The 21,212-nt window shown below is 69.9% G+C and carries 20 protein-coding genes and 2 pseudogenes; 9 read left to right on the top strand and 13 right to left on the bottom strand.

Annotated features, from left to right (window positions below):
- The first annotated feature begins 184 nt into the window (after window positions 1–184).
- Window positions 185–1,621 carry an aldehyde dehydrogenase family protein gene (locus tag BW949_RS04535; RefSeq protein WP_076363772.1) on the top strand — a complete coding sequence of 479 codons (1,437 nt, stop codon included), beginning with the start codon at window positions 185–187 and terminating at the stop codon, window positions 1,619–1,621.
- 44 nt (window positions 1,622–1,665) lie between these two features.
- Here the strand turns inward: BW949_RS04535 and BW949_RS04530 are convergent, their stop codons facing one another.
- The 10 genes and pseudogenes from BW949_RS04530 to BW949_RS04490 form a co-directional block, all read right to left on the bottom strand.
- Window positions 1,666–2,319 (bottom strand): pseudouridine synthase, encoded by a 654-nt coding sequence (locus tag BW949_RS04530; RefSeq protein ID WP_076364769.1) that lies wholly within the window; start codon window positions 2,317–2,319, stop codon window positions 1,666–1,668.
- Window positions 2,316–2,984, bottom strand: a complete 669-nt coding sequence (locus BW949_RS04525; RefSeq protein ID WP_328585808.1) for a LysE family translocator — start codon at window positions 2,982–2,984, stop codon at window positions 2,316–2,318. The genes BW949_RS04530 and BW949_RS04525 overlap by 4 nt, the downstream gene beginning before the upstream one ends.
- A 178-nt stretch (window positions 2,985–3,162) precedes the next feature.
- Window positions 3,163–3,420 (bottom strand): annotated as a pseudogene (locus BW949_RS17795) (GFA family protein); the annotation flags it as partial.
- Between the two features lie 16 nt (window positions 3,421–3,436).
- A pseudogene (locus tag BW949_RS17790) lies at window positions 3,437–3,577 on the bottom strand (GFA family protein); the annotation flags it as partial.
- Between the two features lie 42 nt (window positions 3,578–3,619).
- Window positions 3,620–4,075 carry a GAF domain-containing protein gene (locus BW949_RS04515; RefSeq protein WP_076363770.1) on the bottom strand — a complete coding sequence of 152 codons (456 nt, stop codon included), beginning with the start codon at window positions 4,073–4,075 and terminating at the stop codon, window positions 3,620–3,622.
- Window positions 4,075–5,253 carry a TIGR03862 family flavoprotein gene (locus tag BW949_RS04510; protein WP_076363769.1) on the bottom strand — a complete coding sequence of 393 codons (1,179 nt, stop codon included), beginning with the start codon at window positions 5,251–5,253 and terminating at the stop codon, window positions 4,075–4,077. Before BW949_RS04510 ends, BW949_RS04515 begins: the two co-directional genes overlap by 1 nt.
- 64 nt (window positions 5,254–5,317) lie before the next feature.
- Window positions 5,318–6,340: a DNA polymerase III subunit delta gene (gene holA / locus BW949_RS04505; protein WP_076363768.1), complete on the bottom strand. Its 1,023-nt coding sequence runs from the start codon at window positions 6,338–6,340 to the stop codon at window positions 5,318–5,320.
- A complete protein-coding gene (gene lptE / locus BW949_RS04500; RefSeq protein ID WP_076363767.1) occupies window positions 6,337–6,867 on the bottom strand; it encodes an LPS assembly lipoprotein LptE in 531 nt (176 codons plus the stop codon). Before lptE ends, holA begins: the two co-directional genes overlap by 4 nt.
- Window positions 6,854–9,397 (bottom strand): leucine--tRNA ligase, encoded by a 2,544-nt coding sequence (leuS, locus tag BW949_RS04495; protein WP_076363766.1) that lies wholly within the window; start codon window positions 9,395–9,397, stop codon window positions 6,854–6,856. The genes lptE and leuS overlap by 14 nt, the downstream gene beginning before the upstream one ends.
- 117 nt (window positions 9,398–9,514) lie before the next feature.
- Window positions 9,515–10,027 (bottom strand): DUF3576 domain-containing protein, encoded by a 513-nt coding sequence (locus BW949_RS04490; RefSeq protein WP_412779554.1) that lies wholly within the window; start codon window positions 10,025–10,027, stop codon window positions 9,515–9,517.
- Between the two features lie 475 nt (window positions 10,028–10,502).
- On the opposite strand from BW949_RS04490, the gene BW949_RS04485 reads away from it, so the two are divergent.
- From BW949_RS04485 to BW949_RS04475, 3 genes are all read left to right on the top strand, one after another.
- Window positions 10,503–11,525, top strand: coding sequence for a porin (locus tag BW949_RS04485; protein ID WP_076363765.1), 1,023 nt, complete (start codon window positions 10,503–10,505; stop codon window positions 11,523–11,525).
- A 270-nt stretch (window positions 11,526–11,795) separates the two neighbouring features.
- Window positions 11,796–13,961 carry a tetratricopeptide repeat-containing sulfotransferase family protein gene (locus BW949_RS04480; protein ID WP_076363764.1) on the top strand — a complete coding sequence of 722 codons (2,166 nt, stop codon included), beginning with the start codon at window positions 11,796–11,798 and terminating at the stop codon, window positions 13,959–13,961.
- Complete coding sequence (locus tag BW949_RS04475; RefSeq protein ID WP_076363763.1) at window positions 13,958–14,620, top strand: YggS family pyridoxal phosphate-dependent enzyme; 663 nt, start codon at window positions 13,958–13,960, stop codon at window positions 14,618–14,620. Before BW949_RS04480 ends, BW949_RS04475 begins: the two co-directional genes overlap by 4 nt.
- Here BW949_RS04475 and BW949_RS04470 read toward each other — a convergent pair.
- Both BW949_RS04470 and ribA read right to left on the bottom strand, forming a co-directional pair.
- The gene (locus BW949_RS04470; protein WP_076363762.1) at window positions 14,605–15,171 is read right to left on the bottom strand and encodes a L,D-transpeptidase family protein; all 567 of its coding nucleotides are present in this window, start codon (window positions 15,169–15,171) and stop codon (window positions 14,605–14,607) included. The two genes, BW949_RS04475 and BW949_RS04470, sit on opposite strands and share 16 nt — an antisense overlap.
- Window positions 15,172–15,182: 11 nt before the next feature.
- Window positions 15,183–16,253 carry a GTP cyclohydrolase II gene (gene ribA / locus BW949_RS04465; protein WP_076363761.1) on the bottom strand — a complete coding sequence of 357 codons (1,071 nt, stop codon included), beginning with the start codon at window positions 16,251–16,253 and terminating at the stop codon, window positions 15,183–15,185.
- Window positions 16,254–16,429: 176 nt separating this feature from the next.
- Between ribA and BW949_RS04460 the strand changes: the two genes are divergently transcribed.
- The 5 genes from BW949_RS04460 (at window position 16,430) to BW949_RS04440 (ending at window position 19,936) form a co-directional block, all read left to right on the top strand.
- Window positions 16,430–17,116 (top strand): response regulator transcription factor, encoded by a 687-nt coding sequence (locus BW949_RS04460; RefSeq protein ID WP_076363760.1) that lies wholly within the window; start codon window positions 16,430–16,432, stop codon window positions 17,114–17,116.
- A gap of 148 nt (window positions 17,117–17,264) precedes the next feature.
- A complete protein-coding gene (locus tag BW949_RS04455; protein WP_076363759.1) occupies window positions 17,265–18,053 on the top strand; it encodes an exodeoxyribonuclease III in 789 nt (262 codons plus the stop codon).
- Between the two features lie 86 nt (window positions 18,054–18,139).
- A complete protein-coding gene (gene trxA, locus BW949_RS04450; RefSeq protein ID WP_076363758.1) occupies window positions 18,140–19,039 on the top strand; it encodes a thioredoxin in 900 nt (299 codons plus the stop codon).
- 61 nt (window positions 19,040–19,100) lie between these two features.
- Window positions 19,101–19,742: an LON peptidase substrate-binding domain-containing protein gene (locus BW949_RS04445; RefSeq protein WP_076363757.1), complete on the top strand. Its 642-nt coding sequence runs from the start codon at window positions 19,101–19,103 to the stop codon at window positions 19,740–19,742.
- On the top strand, window positions 19,739–19,936 hold the full coding sequence (locus BW949_RS04440) for a Trm112 family protein (protein WP_076363756.1): 198 nt from the start codon (window positions 19,739–19,741) through the stop codon (window positions 19,934–19,936). The genes BW949_RS04445 and BW949_RS04440 overlap by 4 nt, the downstream gene beginning before the upstream one ends.
- A 27-nt stretch (window positions 19,937–19,963) precedes the next feature.
- Here the strand turns inward: BW949_RS04440 and BW949_RS04435 are convergent, their stop codons facing one another.
- Window positions 19,964–21,181 carry an FAD-dependent monooxygenase gene (locus BW949_RS04435; RefSeq protein WP_076363755.1) on the bottom strand — a complete coding sequence of 406 codons (1,218 nt, stop codon included), beginning with the start codon at window positions 21,179–21,181 and terminating at the stop codon, window positions 19,964–19,966.
- Window positions 21,182–21,212: the final 31 nt, after the last annotated feature.

Below are 21,212 nucleotides of genomic sequence, written 5' to 3'. Positions count from 1 at the left end.
TATTTCGCCACCTGCCCGCGGAATGGGCGGCGGTTCCGTCACCGGCAGGCGGGGCGAACGCGCGTTCCGGCGCCGGAGCCCGTGCAGCAGCCCCGCCGGGCGCCGGGGTGCGGGCGATCACTGGTCCCCCGCACTTGCCCCCGGCGGGCGTGCCTGTCAGCATGCGCGCAAGGGAGGATCGCACATGCTCGAACAGCGCAACTTCTACATCAACGGCGCCTGGGTGGCCCCGGCGCGGCCCAACGATCTGGCGGTCATCGACCCCTCGACCGAGGAGCCCTTCGCGGTCATCTCGCTGGGCGACCGCGCCGATACCGATGCCGCCGTGGCCGCGGCGCGGGCGGCCTTTCCCGGCTGGGCCGCGACACCCCCCGCCGAACGAAAGGCCGCGCTGGCGCGCGTGCTGGAGGTCTATCAGACCCGCGCCGAGGATCTGGCCCAGGCCATGAGCCGCGAGATGGGCGCGCCCATCGAGCTGGCGCGCGGATCGCAGGTGGGGGCCGGGGTCTCGCATCTGGGCAATTTCCTGGCCGCCTTCGACAAGATGGTGTGGGACCAGCCCTTCGGCGACACCCCCGGCGCGCGGCTGATCCGCGAGCCCGTGGGCGTGGTGGGGCTGATCACGCCGTGGAACTGGCCGCTGAACCAGATCACGCTGAAGGTGGGGGCCGCGCTTCTGGCGGGCTGCACGATGGTTCTGAAGCCCTCCGAGATCGCGCCGCTGTCGGCGATGGTCTTTGCCGAGATCATGCATGACGCGGGCCTGCCGCCGGGGGTCTTCAACCTGGTCAACGGCGACGGGGCGGGCGTGGGCACGCAATTGTCCACCCATCCCGATGTCGAGATGATCTCGTTCACCGGCTCGACCCGCGCGGGCATCGCCATCACCCGCAACGCCGCCGAGACCCTCAAGAAGGTGACGCTGGAGCTGGGCGGCAAGGGCGCCAACCTGATCTTTGCCGATGCCGACCCCGATGCGGTCAAGCGCGGGCTGCGCCATTGCTTCCAGAACTCGGGGCAATCGTGCAACGCGCCGACGCGGATGCTGGTCGAGCGCGCCGCCTATGACCAGGCGGTCGAGACCGCGCGCCAGCTGGCCGAGGCCACGCCGGTCGGCCCCGCCTCGGAGGAGGGGCGCCATATCGGCCCCGTCGTCAGCCATGCCCAGTACGAAAAGATCCAGGCCCTGATCGAGACCGGCCTGGCCGAGGGCGCGCGTCTGGTCGCCGGCGGGCCGGGCCGCCCCGAAGCGCTCAACCGCGGCTATTTCGTGCGCCCCACCGTCTTTGCCGACGTGACCCCGCACATGACCATCGCCCGCGAGGAAATCTTCGGCCCGGTCCTGTCGATCCTGCCCTTCGACACCGAGGACGAGGCCGTCGCCATCGCCAATGACACGCCCTATGGGCTGACCAATTACGCCCAGACCTCGGATCCGGCGCGGCTGACCCGGCTGGCACGCGCCCTGCGCGCCGGCATGGTCGAGCTGAACGGCCAGCCGCGCGGCCCCGGCGCGCCCTTCGGGGGGATCCGGGCCTCGGGGCGTGCGCGCGAAGGCGGGCTGATGGGGATCGAGGAATTCACCGAGGTGAAGTCGGTCTCGGGCGTTCCCGACGCCTGAGGCCCCCTGCTGCCCCGCGGTCCCCTGCCCGCACGCGGCCGCCCCTAGAAGGGCGCGGGCGCCGAAAAGGTCATGAATTGCCCGGTGTCGGGGTGGCGCAGGCGCAGGCTTTCGGCATGCAGCATCAGCCTCGGGAAGGCGCGCGCGGGGCCGGTGGCATAGAGCGGATCGCCCAGGATCGGGTGGCCCGTCTCGGCCATGTGCACGCGCAATTGATGGCTGCGCCCGGTCAGCGGCATCAGCCGCACGCGGGTGGTGCCGTCGGCCTCGTGGCGCAGCACGCGCCAGTCGGTCTGGGCGGGGCGGCCGGTCTCGTGGTTGACATGCTGGCGCGGGCGGTTGGGCCAGTCCACGCACAGCGGCAGGTCGATCCGCCCGGCCGGCGGCGCCAGATGCCCCCACAGCCGCGCGACATAGGCCTTCTTGGGCACGCGGGCCTCGAACTGGCGGCCCAGCGCGCCCTGCGCGGCCTTGCTCAGCGCGAAGATGATGACCCCGGAGGTATCCAGATCCAGCCGGTGCACCAAAAGCACCTGCGGCCAGTCGCGCGCCAGCCGCGCGATCAGGCAATCGGCGCGGTCGGGGCCACGGCCCGGCACCGACAGAAGGCCCGCAGGCTTGTCCACGACCAGAATGGAGTCGTCGGCAAAGAGAACCGGCGCCTCGGTCGCGGGCGGGGCATAGACGAAATCGCTCATGGGGCCAGCGCCAGCCGCGCCGCCAACCCGCCGAAGATCACCGCCGACAGACGGTTGACCACCTTCATTCGCGTGGCCAGCACCTGCCCCAGACGCCCGGCCACCCAGCCATAGCCCATCGTGACCAAGGTGCCGGTAAAGGCGAAGATCGAGCCCAGCGCCACGACCTGCATCCAGATCGGGCCATATTCGGGGCGGGTGAATTGCGGCAGGAACGCCAGGATGAAGAGAACGGGCTTGGGATTCAGCGCATTCGACAGGAACCCGCGCCCGACCGCCCGCCAGGGCGAGACCACGCCGCGCGCGCGGCTCGGGTCGCCCGCGCCCGCGCGCCAGGCGCCCCAGGCCAGCCACAGCAGATAGCCCGCCCCGATCCAGCGGATCGCCACCAGCGCGCCGGGATGGGCCGCGATCACCGCCGCAAGGCCCGCGGCGGCCAGCGTGATGTGCCACACGACGCCCAGCCCCACGCCAAGCCCCGCCATCACGCCCGCGCGCGGCCCGCCCGCGATCCCGCAGGCCGAGGCGAAGAACACATCCGCCCCCGGCGCGAAATTGAGCACCAGCCCCCCCAGCGTGAAGGCGATCAGGCTTTCGGCCGGAAAGGCGGTCAGGACATCCCACATGGCGGTGCTCTCGAAACAGGTGATGGGCTTGCCTAGCACGGCCCGCGACAGACGCAAGCATGCGCGACCAGGCGGGCATCCCCGGCAGCCCGTCGGCGGGGTCGTGATAGGCGGCCATGCCCTGGGCAAAGCGATGCGCAACCAGCCGGCCGCCGGTGGCGCCCTCGACCGCGCCGGCACAGATGCGAAAGCGCCCGTCCGCCCCCATCTTGCACAGGCTCGACCCGCAACGCGCGCAGAACCCCCGCCAGCCTCCTCCGCGGGCGCCGAACCACTTGTGCAGCTCGTCGCGGGCAATCCAGGCGACGGCGCTCCCGTCGCCCTCGAAGCTGGCCGAGTGATGCCCGCTCATGTGACGGCACTCGTCGCAGTGACAGGCCTGGATGTCGCCCGCGGGGCCCGGCACAGAAAGGCGCACCGCCCCGCATTCCGCGCAGGTCGCGTTCCGAGGCCGCGAACCAGACCAGCCGATCATCCCGCGTGATCCGCAGCCCCCCGCGCGCGCTTTCGAGAAAGGCCCAGTAATGGCCGCGGAACTGGCGGCAGGCCCGGCAATGGCAGACCACGACCTCGATCCCCGGCGCCGAGAGATCGAACGTCACGGCGCCGCAGGAGCAGACACCCGTACGCATGTGTTCCCCCCGGATCTCGGGACACAAAGGCTGGCACGCCGCTCAGAGCGCGCCGAAGACCTGCGCCAACAGATGCTCGAAGGCGGCGGCATCGGTCGCGTCGAAAGCCGCCGGGCGGTCGCTGTCGATATCCAGCACCCCGATCAGCCGCCCGCCCGCGCCCAGGACCGGCACGACCAGCTCGGAGCGGGTGGTCGACGAACAGGCGATATGGCCGGGAAAGGCCTCGACATCGGCAACAAGCTGGGTCTGGCGCCAGCGCGCCGCGGCCCCGCAGACCCCGCGCGAAAACGGGATGACCAGGCAGCCGTGCCCGCCCTGATAGGGGCCGATCTTCAGGGTCTCGGGCCCGGTCACGCGGTAAAAGCCGGTCCAGTCGAAGCGGTCGTCGGAATGGTGGATCTCGCAGGCAAGCGTGGCCATCAGCGCCACCTCGTCGGTTTCGCCCGCGCAAAGCGCCTGCACCCGCGCCGCAAGTTCGGCATGATCGACCCGCATCAGGCGCCCCCCTTCCCGACATGGCGCGCCGCCGCCTGCCCCGCGATCCGCCCCGTCGCCAGACAGCCGGTCAGCAGATAGCCGCCCGTGGGCGCCTCCCAGTCCAGCATCTCGCCGGCGGCAAAGACACCGGGCAGCGCGGCCAGTTCCAGATCCGGCCCCATGGCCGCGCGGGTGATGCCCCCGGCCGAGGAAATCGCCTCGGCCAGCGGGCGCGGCCCGGCATGGCGCACCGGCAGCGCCTTGAGCAGCCGTGCCAGGCGCTCGGGCGTCTGCGGCAGCGGCCGGCCCCATTCCTGCACCAGCGCAATCTTGACCGGATCAAGCCGCAGCGCCTTGCGCAGATGGGTCGTCAGGCTGGCCTTGCCGCGCGCACCCAGCCGCCCCGTCACCTCGAGGAGGCTGCGGTCGGGGCACAGGTCCAGCGTCAGCGCGGCGCCGTCACGCACCGCCGCCGAGACCTCGTAGATGCCGCCGCCCTCGATCCCGCGGGCCGAGATCACCATCTCGCCGCGCGAGCGCAGCGCCCCGGCCTGCAAGGCCAGTCCCTTGACCGGCTGGCCGAGGAACGGCGTCATGTGGTCTGACCAGACGACCTGAAACCCCATGTTGGCGGGGCGAAACGGCGCGATCTCGACCCCGCGCGCGGCCAGCCAGGGCACCCAGGCGGCATCCGAGCCCAGCCGCGGCCAGCTGGCCCCGCCCAGCGCCAGAACGGTGGCGCCGGGGGTCAGGGACCGGGGCCCCTCGGGCGTGTCGAAGCACAGCGCGGGGCCGTCGAACCCGGTCCAGCGCCAGCGGCTTTGCACCCGCACACCCATTTCGCCTAGCCGCGCCAGCCACGCCCGCAGAAGCGGCGAGGCCTTCATCTCGACAGGAAAGACGCGCCCGGTCGAGCCCGCAAACAGCGCAATCCCCAGCGATTCGGCCCAGGCGCGGACCTCGGGCGGGCCGAATGCCGCGGTCATCGCGCCGATCCAGGGCGCGGAATAGCGTCCGGCAAAGGCCTCGGGGGCCTCGTCGCGGGTCAGGTTCAGCCCCGAGCGCCCCGCCATCAGCAGCTTGCGCGCGGGGCTCGGGCGCGCCTCGAGCACGCTGACCCGCGCCCCGGCCCGCGCGGCGACCTCGGCCGCCATCAGGCCCGCCGGCCCCGCCCCGATCACAAGAACATCCGCCATCGCCAACGCCCTCCGCCCCTTGCTGCCGATCTGACACGGGGCCGCGCGGCCCGCAAGGGGGGCGTCAGCGCCGCCCCATCGAGGCCAGCCGCATCAGCGCGCGTTCGATCGCCGCCATCGCCGGCGCGCGCGAGGACGAGCGCAGCGACAGATCGGCCTCGACCAGAACGGCCAGCGCCGCTTCAAGGCGCACCGCCCCCCAGGCCTCGGCCTGGCGCAGCATGCGGTCGCGCCGCGGCCCCATCACCGGCGGGCGCAGCCGCCCGATCCCCTCGGCCGGCCCGCCCGGCGCCGAGGCCGCCGCATGCAGCGCCCGGAAATGGCGCAGCGCGGCAATGGCGATCGAGACGGGGGCGATGCCCTGCCCCTCGATCCGGCGCATCAGGGTGCACAATTCCGGCAGGCGCCCGTCGGCGGCACAGGCGATCAGATCATCAAGCCCCGCGTCCATCGTGACCGGGGCGCATTCGGCGATATCGGCCGGGCTCAGCGGTGCCGAATCCCCGTATTTGTAAAGCGCGATCTTCTCCAGCGTCTGACGGAAATCGCCGGGATCGAGCGCCCGCGCCAGCGCCTCGAGGTCGCGCATCGCGTCGGGCGGCACCTGCGCCAGCCCCGCGCGGGCCAGTTCGGCGGCGATCTCGTCGCGGCTGGGCGGATCGTCATAGATGGCCACGGCCACGGCGCGGCGGTCGGTTTCGAAAAGCTTGCGCAGCTTCGAGCGCGCATTGAGCGCACCGCCCGTCACCACAAGCGCCGCATCGCCGGGGCGCCAGTCGGCCAGGGCCGCGGTCAGGGCGGGCGCGCCCGCGTCGGTGGCCTCCTCGATCAGGACGACGCGCGGGCCGGGAAAGAAGCCCTGCGCGCGCATCGCATCCTGCACCGCGGCCGGATCGCGGCGCAGATCGGCGCCGGGCAGGCGGGTCAGGCGCATCTCGGCCTCGGCATCGGGGCCGACGATGGCGGCCACGGCCTGCTGGCGCTTGAGCGCCACGCGCATCGCGTCCTGTCCGTAAATCAACAGCCCGGCATGGGCCGGGTCGGGCCGCTCCAGATAGCGACGCGCCGCCGGGCCGGAAAGTTTCACCGCCCCGCCCCTGCCCCGGCATCCGCGACAGCCGCGGCGCGCGGCAGCGTGGCGGCGGTGGCGATCAGGCGGGTGACGATCTGGTCGGCCAGCATCCGCATCAGCCGTTCATGCGCGTCTTCCTCGGCGGTCAGCGTGGCCACGGTGGACCCCGACGCCTTCCACGAGGTGAACGAGCGCACCTCGCCCGTCAGCAGCACCGCATCGCTGGCCGCGTCATGCAGCCGATAGCGCGAGATCCCCGACAGCGCATAGCGCGTGATGGCGTTTTCCGGGGTGATCGCCTGGCCTTCGGCGTCGGTCTCGATCTCGTATTCCAGCCGGTAGCGCGGGGTGGCCGCCGGCCCCAGCCGTTCCGAGATACGCCGGGACAGGGCGAATTCGTCGCGCGTTTCGGGCGCGCGGGGCTCGACCGCGCCCAGAAGCGCGCCCGCCCCGCCGGCCGGGCCATAGGCGGGGGTAAAGCCGCAGCCGGCCAGAGCCGCCGCCCCGGCCGCCGCGATCAGCGCGCGCCTAGACCACCACATTGACGATTCGCCCCGGCACCACGATCAGCTTCTTCGGCGCGGCGCCGTTCAGCACCTTCTGCACCGCCGGATCGGCCAGGACGGCGGCTTCGACACCCGCCTTGTCCATGTCGCGCGGCACCGAAATCTCGCCGCGTTTCTTTCCGTTGATCTGGATCGGAAGGGTCACTTCGTCCTCGACCAGAAGCGCGGGGTCGGCCTTGGGCCAGGGCGCGTTGACCACCAGACCTTCGCCGCCCAGCATCGTCCAGATATCCTCGGCCAGGTGCGGCACCATCGGCGCCATCAGCTGCGCCATGATCCGCATCGCCGCGCGGCGGGCCGCGTTCGAGGCGTCGGAGCGCGCGAAGGTGTTGGTCAGCTCATAGACCTTGGCCACGGCCTTGTTGAAGGCAAAGCCGTCGATGGCGCGGGTGATCTCGTCGATGCCCTTGTGGATCGCCTTCTCGAGCGCGGCATCGGCCGGCCCGCCGGCGCCCCCCGCGCCTTCGGCGGTCTCGTGGGCCAGACGCCAGACGCGCGCCAGGAACTTCGAGGCGGCTTCGGCACCCGAGGCGGTCCATTCCACGTCGCGTTCGGGCGGGCTGTCCGACAGCATGAACCAGCGCGCGGTATCGGCGCCGAAATCGCGGATGATGTTGACCGGATCGACCACGTTCTTCTTGGATTTCGACATCTTGGCCGAGGGGATCACCTCGACCGGGGTGCCATCGGCCAGCTTGCCGTCGGTCACATCCTCGGGCAGGTGATAGACCGGCCGGCCCGCGGCGTCGCGGGTCATGTAGATCTCGTGCGTGACCATGCCTTGCGTGAAGAGCGCGTCAAAGGGCTCGGCCGCCTTCGCGGGCAGATGCCCGGTCTTCACCATCGCCCGCGCGAAGAAGCGCGAATAGAGCAAATGCAGGATCGCGTGTTCGATGCCGCCGATATATTGATCGACGTTCATCCAGTAATCGGCCTCGGCGCGGTCGGTGGGCGTGGTCGCGCGCGGCGCGGTGAAGCGCGCGTAATACCACGACGAATCGACAAAGGTGTCCATCGTGTCGGTCTCGCGCCGGGCCGCGGCCCCGCAGCGCGGGCAGGTGCAGTCGCGCCAGCTCGGGTGACGGTCAAGCGGGTTGCCCGGCTGATCGAAGGTCACGTCGTCGGGCAGCCGGATCGGCAGGTTCTCCTTCTTCTCGGGAACCACGCCGCAATCGGGGCAATGCACGACCGGGATCGGACAGCCCCAGTAGCGCTGCCGCGACAGGCCCCAGTCGCGCAGGCGGTAATTGGTGACACCGCGGCCGATGCCGTTTTCCTCGCAGAAGGCGATGGCGGCGGCCACGGCGGCCTCGCCGGTCTGCACGGCCTCGCCGGCAAAGCCGCGGACATAGCGCACGGGCTCGGATTTCATCGGCACGAAGGCTTCGGTCAGCGGCGCGGGGTTCTCGGCCGCCTCGAAGACCGCCTCGATCGGCAGGCCGTATTTCGTGGCAAAGTCAAAGTCGCGCTGGTCGTGCGCGGGGCAGCCGAAGATGGCGCCGGTGCCGTAATCCATCAGGATGAAATTGGCGATATAGACCGGAAGTTCCCACGCATTATCAAGCGGATGCAGGACACGGATGCCGGTGTCGAGGCCCTTCTTCTCGGCCTTTTCCAGGGCTTCCTCGCTGGTGCCGATGCGGCGGCATTCGGCCACGAATTCGGCCACCTTGGGGTCGTGGCGCTCAAGATGGCGGGCCAGCGGATGGTCGGGCGAGATGGCGCAGAAGCTGGCGCCCAGAAGCGTGTCGGGGCGGGTGGTGTAGACCTCGATCCGGTCGAACTCCTCGGGCGCGCCCACGGTGGTGAAGGCGAATTGCAGACCCTGGCTGCGGCCAATCCAGTTGGCCTGCATGGTGCGCACCTTCTCGGGCCAGTCCTTCAGCCCGTCGAGCGCCTCCAGAAGCTCGGAGGAATAGTCCGAGATGCGGAAGAACCATTGCGTCAGCTCACGCCGCTCGACCAGCGCCCCCGAGCGCCAGCCGCGCCCGTCGATCACCTGTTCGTTGGCCAGAACCGTCATGTCCACCGGGTCCCAGTTGACCTGCGCGGACTTGCGATAGATCAGCCCCGCGTCCAGCATGTCGAGGAACATCGCCTGCTGCTGGCCGTAATATTCCGGGTCACAGGTGGCGAATTCGCGGCTCCAGTCGATCGACAGGCCCAGCGGCTTGAGCTGGTCGCGCATGTCGGCGATGTTGGCATAGGTCCAGTCCTTGGGATGGCCGCCCCGCTCCATCGCGGCGTTTTCGGCCGGCATCCCGAACGCATCCCACCCCATCGGGTGCAAGACGCTGAAACCACACGACATCTTGTAGCGCGCCACCACGTCGCCCATGGTGTAGTTGCGCACATGCCCCATGTGGATGCGCCCCGACGGATAGGGGAACATCTCCAGCACGTAATATTTGGGCCGCGCGGGATCATGGCGCGCCTGGAAGACCTGGGCCTCTTCCCATGCGGTCCGCCACTTGGGTTCGATCTGGCTGGGGTCGTAGCGCGACATTCCTTGGCCCTTCGTGTTCCGGCTGAAATCTGGCGCGTTATAGAAACGCGCAGGCCGCGCGTCCAGAGCGCGCGACTGGAACCGAAGGACGCGGGGGAAGTGGGCCGCCCGCTGGCGTCAGAGCTTGCCGTCGCGGATGCGCAGCTGGCGCGCGCGGGTCAGGATGGCGTCTTCCACGGCGCGCACGGTCTCGGGCGGGACCGCCCCGCCGCCGCGCCGTTCAAGCGCGACCTTGAGCGCGCGCGCATCCAGCGACGGGTCCTTGACCTGCACGATGGCGCGATAGGCGCGCCCGCCGCCCGGCGGGGTGCCATAGCCCGTGACGATCACCCCCGAGAACGGATCGACCGTCTGGATCGGCAGGAAGTCCAGCACCTCGAGCGAGGCTTGCCAGAGATACTTGTTCACCTCGACGGTGATATTGGGGTCGTCGGAATTCGAGAACAGATCCCAGACGGTCGAGCGGCGTTCCTGCCCCACCTTCTGCGGCACGTAATCGGGGTTGGCCATGACGGCATCCTCGCCGGTGCCGCCGCCGGGCTGCGAGACCGAGAACATGCGCTTGAGACCGCTGCCCGCGCCACAGCCTGCAAGGGCCAGTGCCAGACCCAGAACCAAGCCTGCCCGCAATCCGCTCGACATCATATCCAAGCCTCGCCCGCTGTCGCCATTGCCCGCTGCCGCCATCCCCCTTCATCGCGCGAAGGACCATCGCAGACGGCATCCTGTCGTGTCCTAGCCCATGCACCCTTTGCCGACAAGTGTTTCCCCCGTTCCCCCCGTGCCCCGATCCGCGCGCGGGCGCGTCGGGCGGCGCCCTCAAGGGGGAATTAACCATTCTCTGGTGAAATGGGCCCCGAGACGGCGATTCCATGGCCCTGCGGGCGCGCCCTCGGTGCCCGCGCCGCGCCTCTCCCCTTCCGATCCCGGCGCCTCGTGGCGGCAGCGGCGGCATGGACTGTGGCAAGACTGCACCACGGCAGGCGTTCTTGTCCGGGGCCGTTCCGGCGCGGTTGCAATGTGGGGCGGGAAGAGTGAAATGAAGCTCATACCCAGTTCGGACTTGCCCGAGTTGGGCTATTCCTTAGAGACAACGAGGGAAATCATGAAAAAGCTTCTCCTTGCTTCGACCGCGCTGGTGATGACCGCGGGCGTTGCCTCGGCCGAAATGACGATCGGCGGCTCGGCTGAAATGGGCTTCCAGGGCGGCGACTTCTACGGCGTCGGCACCGACGACCTGTCGTTCCACCAGGACTACAGCATCGACATCAAAGGCACCGGCACCACCGATGCGGGCCTCGAGTTCGGCTTCACCTTCTCGCTGCAAGGTGACGGCAACGTCCGCACCCGCAACGACATCGCCGGCGACAACGAAACCGTGTTCATCGGCGGCGCCTTCGGCAAACTGACCATGGGCGACACCGACGGTGCGTTCGACTGGGCCATGACCGAAGTCAACCTGGCCGGTGGCTCGATCGCTGACGACGAAACCACCCACGGTGGCTTCAACGGCAACGCCGCGTTCGACGGTCAGAACGACGACCAGGTCCTGCGCTACGAATACGCCATGGGCGCCTTCGGCTTCGCCCTGTCGTATGAGCAATTCGCTCAAGGCCAGTCGGTTCCGGGCGTTGACGCCGACGACAGCATCGGCGTCGGTCTGAAATACTCGACCCAAATGTCGACCGTCGCTCTGGACTTCGGCCTCGGCTACCAACAAGGTGCGGCCACCGCGATCGGCCCCTACACCCTGGTTTCGCGCACCAACGGCGACGTGATCGGTGCCTCGGTCAAGGCCGACTTCGGCAATGGCTTCCTGGCCGGTCTGAACTACTCGTCCTATGACTTCGAAGCGCGCGATGTGACCGGTGTTCTGACCAACACCCCCGACGCGACCCACATGGGTCTGGGCGTTGCCTACACCACCGGCCCGTGGACCGTTGCCGCCAACTACGGCAAATACGACGTGGACGCCGTCAACGCCGACGTGACCGGCTATGGCCTGGTCGTGAACTACGATCTGGGTGGCGGTGCCGTCGTCCAAGCCGGCTACGGCGCGACCGACTTCGAAGCCCCGGCCGCGAACGACACCGAGTCGTACTCGATCGGCGTGGCGATGTCGTTCTGATCGAACGATCGTCCGATTTCAGGGAAGAGCGGGTCTTCGGACCCGCTCTTTTCTTTTGGGCCCTCTCCGCTTTCCGGGCCAAGCGCTTTCCGGGCCAAGCGCTTTCCGGGCATGCCACGCGCGCGGGCCGCGATACCGGCCGCTTCTCCCGCGCGCGCCCCGCGCTCTCGACGCCCCCCCCTCTCTCGACATCGCCGCGGGCTCTGACTAGGGTCCGGTCCAGACGCATTCGGGGGGCGTGATCCCCCGCCTCTCAGCATCGGAACCGGCATGTCATCTTCCCCCGCAACGGGCGCAAGTCCCGCCGATCTTGTCCGCGAGGCCCGCGCCCATGTCGCCGCCCATCGCCCGGCCGAGGCCCGCGCCGCCTATGAAGCCGCGCTGGCGCTGGATGCGGCCTATCTGCCCGCGCATCTGGGGCTGGCCGAGCTTTACATGGGCACGCTGGCGCCGGCGCGCGCGCTGCCGCATCTGGAACGCGCCTGTGAACTGCGCCCGGCCGAGGCGTCGATCTGGATGGGCCGCGCCGAGGCCGTGGCCCTGTCCGGCGCGCCCGAGGCCCCGCTTCTGGACGCGATCGCGCGCGCGCCCGTCGACGCCGCGCTGCGCCGCACGATCAGCGCGCGGTTCGCGCCCGACCGGCCGCATCCCGCGCCCACGCTCAGCGCCACCGCCGCCAAGGATGCGGTGCGCATCAACGGGCTGATGGCGCGCGGCAACTGGATGGGGGCCGCGCGCGCCGCCGAGGACGCCGAGCGCAGCCATCCGCGCGTGGCGCTGTTTGCGCAGCTGCGCGGCACGGCGCTGGCGCGCGCGGGCCAAAGCCGGGCCGCGATGCAGGCGCTGGCCAAGGCGGTGGCCCTTGATCCCGGTTGGGCCGAGGCGCTGGTGCAGCTGGGCCGGATCGCGCTGAAGGCGGGTCAGCCCAAGGCGGCGCTGCAACCGCTGGCGCAGGCGGTGTCACACCGCCCCAACCTGGTGCCGGCGCTGGTCGCTCTGGCGCAGGCCCTGCGCGATCACGGGCTTGCGGCCTCGGCGCTGCCGCTGGCGCTCAAGGCGGCGCGGCTGGCGCCGAAGGATTGCGCCGCGCAGGAAATCGCCGTCTCGACGCTGATGCGCACGCCCGCGCCCGATCTCGACCTGGCCGAACGGCTGGCGCGCGCGGCGGTCGCGGCCAATCCGCGCTCGCTTTCCGGGCTGGGGTATCTGGGCCATGTGCTGCGCAGGCTGGGGCGCGCCGACGAGGCGCTGAGCACCTATGACCGGCTGCTGGCGCTCAAGCCCGATCACGCGTCGGCGCTGTCGGAAAAGGCGCTGATCCTCCAGACCAAGGGTGAATTCGCCACCGCCGAGAAGATGTTTCTCGACGCGCTGACGCTTGATCCGACGCAGGGCGAGGTCTGGCTGACGCTGGCCATCGGGCACAAGTTCACCGCCGACGACCCGCTTCTGGCGCAGATGCAGGCGGCTCATGACCGCCCCGACCTGCCCGAAGGCGCGCGCGCCGAGATGGGCTTTGCCCTGGCCAAGGCGATGGAGGACATCGGCGCGCATGACCGCGTGTTCACCTATCTGCGGCCCGCAAACGACGCGATCAACCGGCTTCACCCCTACAGCCCCGAGGCCCGCGACGCCAAGCTTGACGCGCTGATCGCAAGCTTCCGCGGCGCCGATTTCACCCCCCTGGACGGCGCCAGCGACTTTGCCCCGATCTTCGTGACCGGGATGCCGCGTTCGGGCACCACGCTGATCGAGCAGATCATCGCCAGCCATTCCACCGTGACCGGCGCCGGCGAGGCCGCGGCCTTCGTGCGCCAGGGCGAGGGGCTGATGGACGACGGCCACGGCGGCATCCGCGGCTTCCGCGACATCCCCGAGGGCGAGATCCTGCGCCTTGGCCACGCCTACCGCGACGAAATGCTGGCGCGGTTTCCCGGCGCAGAGCGGGTCAGCGACAAGTCGATCATGACCTACATGTATCTGGGCGCGATCCGGCGCACGCTGCCCAATGCCCGTGTGGTCGTGGTGCGGCGCGACCCGCGCGACAACCTGCTGTCGATCTACAAGAACCGCTTTGCCGAGGGCACGCATCTCTATGCCTACAACCTCGAGAATCTGGCGCATTACTATCGCGGCTTCCTGCGCATGGTTGCCTTCTGGAAGGAAGAGCTGGGCGATTTCGTCCACGAGGTTCACTACGAGGATCTGGTCGCTGACCCCGAACCGCAGGCCCGCGCGCTGATCGCGGCGTGCAACCTCGAGTGGGAGGACGCCTGCCTGAAATTCCACGAAAACACCCGCGAGGTGCGGACGCTTTCCGTCTATCAGGCGCGCCAGCCGATCAACACCCGATCAAAGGGCGGCTGGCGGCGCTATGAAACCGAACTGGCCCCGCTGATCGCGGCGCTGGATGATCTTCTGCCGGAGGACAGATGAGCGGACTTTCCCAGATCCTGGATCGTATCCGTGCCGCCGAGACCGCCGCGGGCCGGGCGCCCGGTTCGGTCGCGCTGATCGCGGTGTCGAAGGTGCAGCCCCCCGAACGGGTCGAGGCCGTGCTCGAGGAGGGGCATCTCCTCTTTGGCGAGAATTACGTGCAGGAGGCGGCCGGGAAATGGCCGGGCTGGCGCGCGCGCTTCGCGGGCGTGTCGGTGCACATGATCGGCCCGCTCCAGACCAACAAGGCCAAGCAGGCGGTCGAATTGTTCGAGGCGATCCACACGCTGGACCGGCCGTCGCTGGCCCAGAAGCTGGCGCGTCTGGCGCAGGCGCGCGGGGCTTCGCCGCGGCTTTTCGTGCAGGTCAACACCGGGGCCGAGCCGCAGAAGGCCGGTGTCCTGCCCGAGGGCGTGGATGCCTTCGTCGCTGAGGCACAGGCGATGGATCTGCCGGTCGAGGGGCTGATGTGCATCCCCCCCGAGGGCACGGACCCCGCCCCCCATTTCGCGGCCCTGGCCGAGATGGCCGCCCGCAACGGGCTGACGGGTCTGTCGATGGGGATGAGCGCGGATTTCGAGGCCGCGATCGCCGCCGGCGCCACCCATGTGCGCGTGGGCAGCGCGATCTTCGGCGCGCGGGATTATTCGAACCGCTGAGACGTGCCACCTGCGCCGGGGCCCGCGATACCCGGCCGCGGCGGGCGTTCGCCGCGCACGATCAGCCGGCTGTCGGGGTCCAGCCGCGCGGCCAGCCACAGAAGATGCCCCCGCGCCATGGCCACGCAACCGGCGGTCGGGAAACCCGGCCGGCGCCAGGCATGCACGAAGATGGCCGAGCCGCGGTGCGCCCGCGCCTCGGGCCAGTTCCAGTCGGTCACCAGCACCAGGTCATACATCGGGTCGGCCCGGCGCAGACGCTCGGCGCTGGCGGCGAAGGGCGCCGCGACCATGTGGTTGTAATCCTCGTGCAAGGGCGCATCGCACCACAGATCGTTCGGCCCGATCGGCACCGCCCAATGCGGCAACCGCGCCCGCGCGATGCGGTCGGCGCGATAGAGCATGCCCACGATCCGATGCGCGCCAAGCGGCGTGGCGCCGTCGCCCTCGTGCTTGTCGGCGCGCAGCCCGCCCCGCCCCACCACCACCGGAATGCGGCGGTTGCGGAAGATCAGCCCGGTGGGCGTCAGGATCAGGTCATTGGCATTCATCGCAGGGGCGTTCACAGCAGATGTCCCGATTTGGCGGCCTTGGTATCCAGATAGGCGGCGTTCTCGGGGCCGCGCCCCACCTTCAGCGGCACACGCTCGACGACCCGGACGCCGTGGCTTTCCAGCATCGCCACCTTGGCGGGGTTGTTGGTCAGAAGGCGCACCGCCGAAAAGCCCAGCTGGCGCAGCAGCGCCGCGCCGATGCGAAAGTCGCGCTCGTCATCCTCGAAGCCCAGCCGGTGATTGGCCTCGACCGTGTCAAAGCCCTGATCCTGAAGCGAATAGGCCCGCATCTTGTTGGCCAGCCCGATCCCGCGCCCCTCCTGGTTGAGATAGAGCAGCACGCCCGCGCCTTCCGCCCCCATCCGCGCCAGCGCGGCGTGAAGCTGCGGGCCGCAGTCGCATTTGAGGCTGCCCAGAACGTCGCCGGTGAAACAGGCCGAATGCAGCCGCGCCAGAACCGGGCGGTCGCGGTCGGGCTGGCCCACCTCGACGGCGAAATGCTCCTCGCCGTCGGCGCGCAGGACATGGAGCCGCCCGCGCCCCGCCGCCTGCATCGGCAGCGCCCCCACCGAGACCGGGGCGAATTGCGCCTCGGCCGCCAGCGCCGCGGGCAAAAGCGTGGCCGGCAGATGCGTCAGCCCCGGCACCGCACTCGCATCGGGCAGGGGCGCCATCAGCACCGCGGGCAGAAGATGCGCGGTCTTGACCAGACCCACCGCCGCGCGGGCCGGGCCGGCGTCACCCTCGCGCAATGTCCTGAGCGGCCCCTTCATCGGCGTCATCAGATCGCCCGCCGGATCGGCCAGCGCGCGCAGCCAGCCAAGGTCGGCACCCGCAGGCACCGCCACCCGGGCGATGTCGCCGTCATAGGCGCGCGCCTTCAGCGTCTCGGCCCGGCGCGCGGTCAGCACCAGCACCACATCGGGGCCCAGCGCGGCCAGCCGCTCGGGGCTGAGCGTCTCGACCGCGGCCGCAAGCTGCGGCGCGGGGCCGTCCAGAACGACGGGCAGACCCATGCGCAGATCGGCGCGGGCACGCGCGATCAGGTCGGGCAGCGAAGGAACAAGCGGATGCGTCATGCCCCCTGAGATAGCGCCGCACGCCGCCGATGGGAACGGCTCTTGCTGCGCCCGCGGGGAAACAAACTGAAACAATCGGCCATTTTCCGACACGACCGCGTGATAGCGACAGCCCTGCCCTTGTGGAAGCGGCGGCCCGAGCCCAGTTTAGGTTCACAATTTCCGGAGGTGTGCATATGGCCACGCTGAAGAAAATCCTGCTTGTCGATGACGATACCGACCTGCGCGAGGCTCTGGCCGAACAGCTTGTCGCGCTTGAGGAATTCGACGTGTTCGAGGCCGATTGCGGCGCCGGCGCGGTCGAGAAGACGCGTGACGCGCTCTACGATCTGGTGATGCTCGACGTGGGTCTGCCCGATACCGACGGGCGCGAATTGTGCAAGAAGCTGCGCCGGCTGGGCGTGAAATGCCCGATCATGATGCTGACCGGGCACGACACCGATGCCGATGCGATCCTTGGGCTCGACTCGGGCGCCAACGATTACATCACCAAGCCGTTCCGGTTCCCGGTTCTCTTGGCTCGCATCCGCGCGCAGCTGCGCACGCATGAACAATCCGAAGATGCCGTCTTCCAGATCGGCCCCTATTCCTTCCGCCCGGCGATGAAGATCCTGATCGACGAGCGCGAAAAGAAGATCCGCCTGACCGAGAAGGAAACCAATATCCTCAAGTTCCTCCAGCGCGCGCCCGATGGCGTGGTGCCGCGCGACGTGCTGTTGCACGAGGTCTGGGGCTATAACGCCGGCGTCACCACCCACACGCTGGAAACCCATATCTACCGGCTGCGCCAGAAGATCGAACCCGATCCGTCGAACGCGCGGCTGCTGGTCACCGAATCCGGGGGCTACAGGCTCAACGCCTGAGACCTCCGTTCTCGGGGGCGGCGCCTCTTGTCCTCCGGAAGGACCGCCCCCGACACTTTTCCCGCCTCTCGTCCCGCCCGTCCCGGCCGGTCTTGTGCCGCGCCGCGCCATCGCGCAGGATCGCGCCGCAATCGAGAAGGAACACGGGATGAGCTTCACCCTCGCCACCTGGAACATCAATTCGGTGCGCCTGCGCGCGCCGCTCGTCGAACGGCTCCTGCGCGAGGAAGCCCCCGACGTGCTGTGCTTGCAGGAATGCAAATGCCCGGTGGAGAAGCTGCCGCTCGAGGTGTTCGCGCCGCTGGGCTATACCCATGTCGTGGCGCGCGGGCAGAAGGGCTACAATGGCGTGGCGATCCTGTCGCGCCTGCCCATCGCCGAGGAACGCGCCGAGGATTGGGCCGGGCTGGGGCATGCGCGCCATATCGCCGGGCGGCTTGCGAACGGCGTTTTGATCCACAACGTCTATGTTCCGGCCGGCGGCGACATCCCCGACCGCACCCAGAACGAGAAATTCGGCCAGAAGCTGGATTTCCTGGCTGCGATGGAGGCCGATTTCCGCACCCATCGCCCCGAACGCGCGATCCTGGTGGGTGACCTGAACATCGCCCCGCGCGAGGATGACGTGTGGAACCACCGCGCGCTTCTGAAGGTGGTCAGCCACACCCCGATCGAGGTCGAGACCTTCGAGCGCACGCGCGGCGCGGGCGGCTGGGTCGACGTGACCCGCGCCGATATCCCCGAAGGCCAGCTCTATTCGTGGTGGTCCTATCGCTCGCCGAACTGGGATGGGGCGGACAAGGGCCGGCGGCTGGATCACATCTGGGCCAGCCCCGATCTCGCGCCGCGGGCGGGCGGCTCGCGCATCCTGCGCGACGTGCGCGGCTGGGAACAGCCGTCGGATCATGCGCCGGTTTTCGCGCGCTTCGACCCGTGACCCCCTTGGCGGGGCGCCGCCGCCGCCGCATATAGGGCGCAAGCTGACCCCGCAGGCGCATGCCTGCCGAACATGGAAGGACGGCAATGCTGACGGATTCGCAATCCCCCGCTGATGCAGACCTGATCAAGGACGTGACCGAGGCCGATTTCATGGCCGAGGTGATCGACGGCAGCCTCGAGGTGCCGGTGATCGTCGATTTCTGGGCGCCCTGGTGCGGCCCCTGCCGGCAGCTTGGCCCGGCGCTCGAGGCCGAGGTGAAGGCCGCGCGCGGCAAGGTGCGCATGGTCAAGGTCAATGTCGATGAAAACCAGGCCATCGCCGCGCAATTGCGCGTGCAGTCGATCCCCACGGTCTATGCGTTCTTCCAGGGCCGCCCGGTCGATGCCTTCCAGGGCGCGCTGCCGCCCTCGGAGCTGAAGAAATTCGTCGAGAAGCTGGCCGCGATGGCCGGGGATGGCGGGCTGGCCGACGCGATCGAGGCCGCCGAGGCGATGCTGGCCGAAGGCGCCGTGGCCGACGCCGCCGAAACCTTTGCCGCCATCCTGGGCGAGGACCCCAATATCGCCGAAGCCCATGGCGGGCTGGTCCGCGCCTATATCGCGGCGGGCGATCTGGACCGGGCCGAGGGCTTCCTGAACGCCGTGCCCGAGAAGCTGGCCGCCTCGGCCCCGGTCGAGGCCGCCCGCGCGCAGCTGGCGCTGGCGCGTCAGGCCGCCGATGCCGGGCCCATCGCCGAGCTGGAAGCGCGCGTGGCCGCCGATCCCGACGACCATCAGGCGCGCTTCGATCTGGCGCAGGCCCAGCATGCCGCGGGCGATGTGGCCGGGGCGATCGACAGCCTTCTGGAGCTGTTCCGCCGCGACCGAGAATGGAACGAGGGCGCCGCGCGGGCACAGCTGTTCACCATCTTCGACGCGCTCAAGCCCAACGATCCGCTGGCGCTGAAGGGGCGGCGGCGGCTGTCGTCGATGATGTTCGCCTGAGGATCAAACTGACGCAGCCGGCGCGGTTGCCGCCGCGCCTTCGCGTCCTATCTCGGCACGCATGACGAAATCCATCGAACTGCCCCGCCTTCTGCCGCTGTTCCCGCTGCCCGGTGCGCTGCTCCTGCCGCGGGGCCGCCTGCCCTTGCATATCTTCGAGCCGCGCTATCTGCACATGCTCGACGATTGTCTCAAGACGCCGGCGCGTCTGATCGGCATGATCCAGCCCCGTCGCCTGCCAGGCGGCGAGAGCGTGCTCAACACCATCGGCTGCGCCGGTCGGATAACGGCCTTCTCGGAAACCGAGGACGGGCGCTACATGATCACGCTGACCGGCGTGTCGCGGTTTCGCCTGATGTCCGAGGCGGCGTCGGACACGCCCTATCGGCAGGCCGAGATCTCGTGGGAGGGGTTCGGCCGCGACCGCGACCCCCGGCCCGAAACCGATGACGGCTTTGAACGCGATCCGTTCATGGACCTGCTGTGCCGCTATTTCGCGGCGCAGGGCCTGTCGACCGACTGGGAAAGCCTGCGCGAGGCCGACGACGAATTCATGCTGAATTCGCTGTCGATGCTGCTGCCGTTCGAGCCCGAGGACAAGCAGGCGCTTCTGGAGGCGCCATCGCTCAGCACGCGGCGCGAGACGCTGGTGACGCTTCTGGAATTCGCGCTGCGGGGCGGGGAAGGCGAGATGGTGCAATGACCGACGCGCGCGCCCCCGCCGACCCCAGTTTCGACCGGCACATGCTCGAGGCGCTGGTCTGTCCGCTGACGCAGACCACGCTGTCCTATGACGCCGAGCGTCAGGAGCTGGTCTCGCGCGCGGCGGGGCTGGCCTTTCCGATCCGCGAGGGGATCCCGATCCTTCTGGAATGCGAGGCGCGCGCGCTCGACTGAGCGCGACCGGCCCTCCGCCGCGCGTGCCTAGAGCGCCTGCCCGCGCATCAGCCGCGGCAGGGCACCGGCGGTTCCGGCGGCCTCGCGGGCGAAGGCCCGGCGCAGCGGACCGACCGCCCCCACCAGCCCCATGCCGACATCGCGCGCCGCACGCAGGATGGGATTGTCGTTCGAGAACAGCCGGTTGACCGCATCCATGCCCAGCCCCATCGTGGTGGCGTCAAAGCGCCGCCACTGCTGATATTGCTCAAGCACCTCGAAGCGGCCGATATCCATGCCCAGCCGGCGCGCGCGCACCAGAACCTCGGCCAGGGCGGCCACATCGCGCAGCCCCATGTTGAGGCCCTGCCCCGCGATCGGGTGCACCCCATGCGCGGCATCGCCCACCAGCGCGACACGCGGCGCGACATAGCTGTCGGCCAGCGTCAGCCCCAGCGGGTAGGAAAAGCGCGGCCCGCAGAGCGAGATCTCGCCCAGGAAATCCCCGAAGCGCGGCGCCAGAAGGCCCAGGAAATCGGCGTCGCCCAGCTTGGCAATGGCGTCGGCGGCGGCGCTGCGCTCGGACCAGACCACCGAGGAGCGGTTGCCCGTCAGCGGCAGGATCGCCAGCGGCCCGGTCGACATGAACATCTGATAGGCGGTGCCCTCATGCGGGCGCTCGTGCGCGATGGCCGCGACCAGCGCGGTCTGGCCGTAATCGTGGCCGCTGCGGGTGATGCCCGCGCGCACGGCCACGCCCGAGCGCCGCCCGTCCGCGCCGACCAGAAGCCGCGCACGCAGCATCCGCCCGTCCGACAGGCCGACCTCGATACCCGCGGGCGTCTCGTGCTGGCTGTTTACCGCCACGCCCGCGATCAGGGTCAGCCGGTCCATCGCCCCGCGCAGGGCCGCATAGAGAAAGCGATCCTCCAGCATGAAGCCCAGCGGGCCGCCCTCCATCTCGGCGGCGTCAAAGCGCAGCGGCCAGGGCGCGCAGCCCTCGCCCGCGCGGCCATCGGCGGCCACGACCTTCAGGATCGGCTGGGATTCGGGGGCCAGATCGTCCCACAGCCCCAAGGCCGCCAGCATGCGCTGCGAGCCCGCCGCCAGCGCATAGGCGCGGCCGTCAAAGCCTTCCTCGGCGCGCTCGGCCCGCGGTGCGGGATCGACCACCGCCACCTGAAGGCCCGCGCCGGCCAGCGCCAGCCCAAGGGCCGGGCCGACCAGCCCGCCACCCGCGATCACGACATCGAAATCCTGTTCCATGCCGCCAATATGGACCCGCGGCCGGGATTGT

It is taken from the genome of Phaeovulum vinaykumarii (assembly GCF_900156695.1).
GTDB lineage: Bacteria > Pseudomonadota > Alphaproteobacteria > Rhodobacterales > Rhodobacteraceae > Bieblia_A > Bieblia_A vinaykumarii.
The sequence above is the reverse complement of the archived record's forward strand: the minus strand, read 5'-3'. Positions and strand labels throughout refer to the sequence as shown.